The following is a 7,454-nucleotide window of genomic DNA, read 5'->3' as shown; positions in this document are numbered from 1 at the left end:
CTTCCTTTATTTAGGGATTTAGTGTCGGTGTGGTAACCTCACTATTACCTAAATTTCAGGGGGTGGCAATTTTTTTGCTCAAAAAGCCCTCTAATATAGGATTTACTAACCTATTTACTATAAAAGTTTTGACAATACGAGAAAAAACGAGGGAGGGTCTACATGAAAGTAAGAAAATCATGGACACTGCTAATGGCCGGAAGTTTAGCACTAGGCTTGTTAGCGGGCTGTTCAGGAAAAACTGAAACAGCCAGCAATGAAGAAAAGAAAGGAACCAGCGTAATCAAAATCGCCACTCAAAGCCCGTTATCAGGGGGCAGTGCTACTTTGGGCGAAGCTATTAAACTTGGTGCACAGCTTGCATTGGATCAACAAAAAGAAAAATTTAAAGAATTAGGCTTTGAACTTCAATTGGTTCCTTATGATGACCAAGCGGATCCGAAAAAAGGTGTGGCGAATGCACAGCTAATTGGATCTGATAAGGCAGTACTGGGAGTGGTAGGCCACTTAAACTCAGGTGTTGCCATCCCTTCTTCAGAGGTATATGAAAAATATGACCTGACAATGGTATCGCCTGCAAACACAGCTGTTGAAGTAACAGAAAGAGGATTAAAATCGGTCAACCGTATTGTAGGTCGCGATGATTCCCAAGGACCTGCAGGAGCAGAATACGCTGTGAATACTCTAGGAGCAAAGAAAATTTTTATCGTTCAAGATAAGACAGCATACGGTAGTGGACTAGCTGAAGCTTTCAAAAAAGGAGCAGAAGCTGCTGGAGCAGAAGTTCTTGGATTTGAAGGAATTACAATTGGCGAGAAAGACTTCAATGGTGTTCTTAACCAAATCCTTTCTAAGAAGCCTGACCTGGTTTACTTTGGTGGTATGTATGCTGAAGGTGGTCTGTTGATTAAGCAGGCTCGTGAAAAAGGAATTGATATTCCATTTATGGGTGGAGACGGAATGGACTCCTCGACTTTAGTAGAAATTGCTGGAGATGCAGTCAAAAATACCTATATTACGTCGGTTGCCGGTGATTCAACAAAAACAGAAGCAGGTAAAAAATTCATTGAAGATTATAAAGCAGCGCATAACAAAAATGCCGAGTCATTCTCCGTTTACGGATATGATTCAATGGGAGCAGTGTTAAAAGGATTAGAAAATGCCATAAAAGCCAACGGTAACAAAATGCCTACTCGTAAGCAGGTGCAAGAAGCAGTTCGTGGTGTGAAAGACTTCGAGGGTGCTTTAACAAAGGTTAGCTTTGACGACAAAGGTGACAATGAATTTGCAAAAATCTTTATTTACAAATTTACAGAAGCTAAATACCCGCCACAATTCGAAGGTGAAGTTGGAAACTAATTTAACAAAACTTTGAGAAAGGGTATGACTCATTAAAAAAGGGGCATACCCTATTCTTCTATACACGGGTACGAGGAGGAGACATATGCTGAATGAAATCATGCAATCTATCCCGCAAGTATTAATCGACGGCCTTACTCTGGGCACCGTATATGCCGTCATAGCTCTAGGCTACACAATGGTATATGGAATCTTAGAACTTATTAATTTTGCACATGGTGAAATTTTCATGACGGGTGCTTTTATAGGAACTGCTTTTTTAATCGTTCTAACCGGCATTGGTTGGGTGTCCGTTTTGCCGGCAATCGTAATGCTCATTACGGTTCTAGTTTTGACTGCCATTCTTACTGGACTGCTTGGAATGGGTATCGAGAGGGTAGCATACAGACCACTAAGGAATGCCCCAAAATTAATTCCGCTCATTACTGCAATTGGAATTTCATTTTTACTGCAAGATCTTATACGTTTTATTGCAGAACTTAAAAAAGGCAATTACATCATCACAGGACCAAGCTTATTTACTGATCAAATTTTAATAAAAGCCTCCTCTATAAGCTCAATTTTTAATGATGCCTCAATAAAAACTTCATTTTTGATTGTGTTAGTGACTGCGGTCATCATGATGATTGGTTTAGATATATTTGTGAATAGGACGAGATGGGGAATGGCAATGAGAGCAGTTGCGCAAGATCGTGATACTGCTGCATTAATGAGCGTTAACGTGAATAAAGTCATTTCACTCACATTCTTTATTGGCTCTGCACTTGGCGGAGCAACGGGAGTGCTGTTTGCTGTTCAGTACGGGACGATCGATCCTTATATCGGGTTTATTTTAGGATTAAAAGCGTTCACGGCAGCAGTACTAGGCGGAATTGGAAATATTAGAGGTGCTATGATTGGTGGTTTACTCCTCGGTCTACTGGAAGTATTTGCATCAGCAAACTTGACTTTGTTGTCAGGAGGCATTTTTGGAGCAGAGTACAAAGACGTTTTTGCTTTTATCATATTGATCATCGTATTAATTTTTAAACCGGAAGGCCTATTGGGCAAACCGGTAGCTGAGAAAGTGTAGGTGAGAAGAATGAAACAATTGTGGAATCAATATAAGCAAAATAAAGTAGTACACGGTGTTTTTCTTCTTATCTACATTTCTGTAACCTCCCTCAGCCTATTTATGGCTCAACGATCCGTTACGGCATTCTTATTATTGCTATCTTCTTTGCTTTTGCTGTACTTTACAAATTTTAAAAATGTAACAAAATGGATCATCGCTGGAATAGTTTTAGTATTTTTACTTCCATTTACCGCAAGTAACGGGGATGCCTACCAATCGTATATGGAAGTTGCCACACTTGTAGGGATTTACGTTTCGATGGCTCTTGGATTAAATATCGTAGTTGGCATGGCAGGATTATTGGATCTTGGATTTGTTGCGTTTTTTGCAGTGGGGGCTTATACGTATGGTATTTTTGCGACAGCACAAGCTTCAAATTTTATGCCATTTGGTCAATATCCATTGTCAGGAGAAAGCTTTTGGATTTTTATTCTGCTTGGCTGTTTTGTTGCAGCTGTCTTCGGGATTTTACTGGGCATACCTGTGCTAAGGGTTAAAGGGGATTATTTGGCCATTGTAACATTAGGATTTGGAGAAATTATCCGGATTGTATTCAATAACCTTGATAAGCCAGTGAATATTACAAACGGAGCCATGGGAATTCCGTCTGTTACACCACCAAGGCTATTTGGTATCGATTTCTTATATCCAAGCCAGTTTTATTATATTGTCCTAGTTATCTTGATTTTTACCATTTTTACCGTACGCCGCTTTGAACATTCAAAGATCGGTAGAGCTTGGAAGGCAGTGCGTGAAAACGAAATCGCTGCCCAAGCGATGGGAATTCCTCTTGTAAAGACGAAACTTATGGCTTTTGCCATTGGAGCCTCTTTCTCAGGGATGATGGGAGTCGTATTTGCGGCAAAGCAAACCTTTGTTGACCCGACATCTTTTACCCTTTTAGAATCGATCACCATTCTAGTTATGGTTATTCTAGGGGGGATGGGAAGTGTACCGGGTGTAATATTAGGAGCAGCCGTTATGACGATTTTGAATCTACAAGTCCTTACAGAGCTGACAAACTGGCTAAATCAGTTAAACCTTTCAGGTGTCATATCCATTCCTGATGCATTGTCTCCTTCTAAAATGCAGCGTTTTATTTTCGGAGCTTTATTGATTCTTTTTGCATTGTATCGTCCACAAGGGCTACTGCCAGCAAAAAATCCTGTATTTAATGAGAGTCAATTAAAAAAAGGCAGAGGCTCTGAATTGAAGGGAACGACAGTACCTCCGCAAAAAGAAAATATGCAAGCATAGGAGTGGAGACAAAGATGAGTGTACTAGAAGTAAAACAATTAACAAAAAAATTTGGTGGTTTGACTGCCAACCAGGATATTTCCATGCAAGTAGAAAGGAATAGCATCACAGCAGTCATTGGTCCAAACGGTGCTGGGAAAACAACATTTTTCAATATGATTACAGGGGTTTATCAGCCTACTTCCGGCTCTATTTATCTCGAGGGAGAAAAGATCGATGGACTAAAGCCTCATGATGTTAGCAAAAAAGGCATTTCACGTACATTTCAAAACATTCGTCTATTTAGTGAAATGTCCGTAATTGAAAATGTTCTTGTCGGCATGCATACACATTTAAAGGCTGGCCTAATGGGAATCTTATTTAATCTTCCTGTCATCCGTAAAGAAGAAAAGGATGCAGAAGTTAGAGCCTATGAATTGCTAGAATATGTCGGACTCGCTCACCTTTTAAATGAAAAAGCTCGTAATTTAAGCTATGGAGCCCAAAGAAGGCTTGAGATTGCAAGAGCCTTGGCTGCCAAACCGAAATTACTCTTACTTGATGAGCCTGCTGCTGGAATGAATCCTAAGGAAACGAGTGAGCTTACTGGACTCATTCAAAAAATGAGGAATGAATTTAATTTAACAGTTGTTTTAATTGAACATGATATGAAGCTCGTAATGGAAATATCTGAGCATATCGTTGTATTGGATCATGGGGAAAAAATTGCAGAAGGAAAGCCTGAAGAAATTAGAAATAATGCGAAGGTTATTGAAGCTTATCTCGGTTCAGGCGCTATACAAGCAGGTTAGGGGGCATCAGTATGCATTTGCTTCATTTGAACAATATTGAAACCTTTTACGGAGGCATTCAAGCCTTAAAAGGTATTCAAATGACAGTGGATAAAGGGGAAATCGTAACGCTAATTGGCAGTAACGGAGCTGGAAAATCAACAACACTTAAATCGATAAGCGGATTGGCAAAGGTGAAAACAGGTAGTATTTATTTTAACGGGATCGATATTACGAATAAACCGGCTCATGAAACAACTTCATTAGGCATCGCACATGTACCCGAAGGGAGACGGATTTTTCCAAGGCTGTCGGTTAAAGAAAATTTACTAATGGGAGCATTCTCTGTAAAAGATAAATCTGTTATTCAAGAAAGAATGCAAAGGGTATTTCAATACTTCCCTAAGCTAAAAGATCGTTTAGAACAAAAAGGTGGGACGATGAGCGGAGGAGAACAACAAATGCTCGCAATCGGAAGGGCACTTATGATGAAGCCTGATCTACTTATGCTTGATGAACCTTCAATGGGACTAGCTCCCATTATTGTTGAGCAAATTTTTGAAATCATAAAAGAACTCAATCAAGAAGGTATTACGATTCTTCTAGTTGAACAAAATGCATTTCAGGCGCTCCAAATCGCCCATAGAGGGTATGTCATTCAAACTGGAGAAATAAAACTTCAAGGGCTCGGTCATGAACTGATCAAAAATGATGAAGTAAGAGAGGCTTATTTAGCATAATACTAGGTATGTCTAAGGGTCTCTTATACTTCCTACTGAAATGATATTAAGAAGAGTAAAAAGGGCAAACTCATGGGTCATTTGACTGAAGAGTTTGCTTTTTTATTTATTTAGCAACTATTAAAAAGGAATAGGTATATAGAGTATAAGGTAGGTTCGAAATACCTAAAATAGTAACAATAATTACTATGGGGAGGTTCTCATGAAAAAACTTACATTATACGGTATATTTTTATGTATCGTTATTCTAATTTCAGGCTGTCAGGAGGGTAGAATCTCTGAAGACGAATCAAAGAGGATTTCGGAAATGGAAAAGAACTCAATTCTTAAAAAAATCGAGTCCAAGAAATTTAGAGAGCTGCTTCAGAGTAAACCTGTTACCTTTTTACTGCTTGGAATAGATTCTCGGGGAGAAGAAAAATCAAGAACTGACTCCATTTTAGTGGCGCAATATGATGCGATTAATAGAACGTTAAAACTGGCTTCTTTAATGAGAGATAGCTATGTAAAAATACCAGGCCAAGAACAATATGACAAATTAAATCAAGCCTATTTTATTGGTGGAGAGGATCTGCTTATTCAGACAATTAAAGACAATTTTAATATGGATATTGATTACGCTGTCATAATAGATTTTGAAGGATTTATTCAGGTGATGGATCTTATTGTACCGGACGGCCTAACAGTTCATGTAAAAAAAGAAATGATTGATGATATGAATCTTTCGATGAAACCTGGTCTTCATTCGTTACATGGAGAAGATTTATTGAAATATGTAAGATTTAGGCATGATGAAGAAAGTGATTTCGGAAGAGTGAGAAGGCAGCAGGAAGTTTTACTCCAAATCAAAGAAAAAATCTATAAAGAAATGACCACTTTGGAGGGATTTGCAAAGCTGCCAAATATTGTGGATACAGCTCTTCAATATGTGGAATCAGATTTGAAGGTTTCAGAAATATTGACGTTAGGATCCCAGATGTTTTTACAGCCCATTGAAAAAGTTGAAACGATAAGAATTCCAGTCAGTGGAGGGTTCACAAATCAAACATATCCACATGCTGGAGCAGTTTTAGAATTGGATTTTTCCAAGAATAAAGAAGCATTAATGAACTTCTTTAGTGAACCGAAAGCTGTGAATGAATAGAACAACAAGATAAGTGTTCACTACCCGTGATTTTAACAAGAGGCTTACAGGCACTTATTTTGAATGTAAGAACCCATGGGTAAAACCATACATATAAATATTTTGTTTCAAAGAAATGTGTTAAGGTTTATAATGAAAAAATAATAAATAAGGTGAAGGGGGATTTGTTTTGCAAACAACGCATGTGTATACAAAAAAAGAAGAAATCGTAAATGCCATTACTCATGGCATCGGAGTATTGTTAAGCATAACCGCGCTGGTGTTTTTGATTTTAAAATCGGTGTCTACTGGTTCTACCTTTCATGTAGTAACGTATACCATTTACGGAGCAACGATGATTCTCTTGTATCTTAGTTCAACTTTGGTTCATAGCTTTCCAGAAGGAAAAGCGAAAGATATATTTGAAATCTTTGACCATTCAGCGATCTATCTCTTTATCGCTGGAACCTATACCCCTTTCACGCTAATTGTAATCGATGGGGCAATGGGATGGACATTGCTTAGTGTTGTTTGGGGCATTGCGATTGTAGGTGTTGTATTTAAGTCCTTCTTTGTAAAAAGGTTTATTTTGATATCTACAGTGCTTTATGTGGTAATGGGCTGGCTAATTGTAATCGCTTGGAATCCATTAGTTATAGCGTTACCACAAGGTGGATTGGTTCTGCTAGTCGTAGGTGGAGTGCTTTATACGATCGGTTCTATTTTTTATGTATGGAGAGGCTTTCATTACCACCATGCCGTTTGGCACGTATTCGTTCTACTCGGTACGATGGCACACTTTTTTGCAGTTTTATTTTATGTATCAGCCGTGAAGGTGTAAATGGATGTTCACGAAAAAGTGACGGAATTAGCCGACAAAAATGTATTGGTTTATCTAAATTATTATTAAATTAATAATAATTATAATAATATTTTATGTTTTGTATTGAATCACTAGTGTTGCATAAATATTGTCGTAATTTTCAGTTTTATTATTTTTCCTGTTTAGAGCCAAAAAGGTAAATACCCAATTAAAGGTGGCTCCATCCATTTGGAAATTTATTGACAATTAGACCTGTGCGACGACGACA

The 7,454-nt window shown here is 38.1% G+C and carries 7 protein-coding genes; all 7 read left to right on the top strand.

The window, feature by feature from the left end:
- Positions 1-162: 162 nt before the first annotated feature.
- The 7 genes from GD441_RS16450 to trhA all read left to right on the top strand — a co-directional run bounded on the left by GD441_RS16450 (position 163) and on the right by trhA (position 7,204).
- Entirely contained in the window at positions 163-1,359 is a 1,197-nt protein-coding gene (locus GD441_RS16450) for a branched-chain amino acid ABC transporter substrate-binding protein (RefSeq protein ID WP_153127494.1), read from the top strand.
- 85 nt (positions 1,360-1,444) lie between these two features.
- On the top strand, positions 1,445-2,431 hold the full coding sequence (locus GD441_RS16445; RefSeq protein WP_153127493.1) for a branched-chain amino acid ABC transporter permease: 987 nt from the start codon (positions 1,445-1,447) through the stop codon (positions 2,429-2,431).
- A gap of 9 nt (positions 2,432-2,440) precedes the next feature.
- On the top strand, positions 2,441-3,730 hold the full coding sequence (locus GD441_RS16440) for a branched-chain amino acid ABC transporter permease (RefSeq protein WP_153127492.1): 1,290 nt from the start codon (positions 2,441-2,443) through the stop codon (positions 3,728-3,730).
- A 14-nt stretch (positions 3,731-3,744) separates the two neighbouring features.
- Positions 3,745-4,521, top strand: a complete 777-nt coding sequence (locus tag GD441_RS16435; RefSeq protein WP_153127491.1) for an ABC transporter ATP-binding protein — start codon at positions 3,745-3,747, stop codon at positions 4,519-4,521.
- 11 nt (positions 4,522-4,532) lie between these two features.
- A complete protein-coding gene (locus GD441_RS16430) occupies positions 4,533-5,240 on the top strand; it encodes an ABC transporter ATP-binding protein (protein ID WP_153127490.1) in 708 nt (235 codons plus the stop codon).
- 202 nt (positions 5,241-5,442) lie between these two features.
- Positions 5,443-6,384: an LCP family protein gene (locus GD441_RS16425; RefSeq protein ID WP_153127489.1), complete on the top strand. Its 942-nt coding sequence runs from the start codon at positions 5,443-5,445 to the stop codon at positions 6,382-6,384.
- Positions 6,385-6,553: 169 nt separating this feature from the next.
- On the top strand, positions 6,554-7,204 hold the full coding sequence (trhA, locus tag GD441_RS16420; protein ID WP_153127488.1) for a PAQR family membrane homeostasis protein TrhA: 651 nt from the start codon (positions 6,554-6,556) through the stop codon (positions 7,202-7,204).
- Positions 7,205-7,454 lie beyond the last annotated feature (250 nt).

Source organism: Peribacillus tepidiphilus (assembly GCF_009466385.1).
GTDB classification, from domain to species: Bacteria; Bacillota; Bacilli; order Bacillales; family DSM-1321; genus Bacillus_BN; species Bacillus_BN tepidiphilus.
The sequence above is the reverse complement of the archived record's forward strand: the minus strand, read 5'-3'. Positions and strand labels throughout refer to the sequence as shown.

Bases quoted from the DNA above. Each gene is read 5' to 3' on its own strand.
- GD441_RS16445 (WP_153127493.1), top strand. From the start codon at position 1,445: ATGCTGAATGAAATCATGCAATCTATCCCGCAAGTATTAATCGACGGC.
- GD441_RS16425 (WP_153127489.1), top strand. From the start codon at position 5,443: ATGAAAAAACTTACATTATACGGTATATTTTTATGTATCGTTATTCTA.
- GD441_RS16450 (WP_153127494.1), top strand. From the start codon at position 163: ATGAAAGTAAGAAAATCATGGACACTGCTAATGGCCGGAAGTTTAGCA.
- GD441_RS16430 (WP_153127490.1), top strand. From the start codon at position 4,533: ATGCATTTGCTTCATTTGAACAATATTGAAACCTTTTACGGAGGCATT.
- GD441_RS16440 (WP_153127492.1), top strand. From the start codon at position 2,441: ATGAAACAATTGTGGAATCAATATAAGCAAAATAAAGTAGTACACGGT.
- GD441_RS16435 (WP_153127491.1), top strand. From the start codon at position 3,745: ATGAGTGTACTAGAAGTAAAACAATTAACAAAAAAATTTGGTGGTTTG.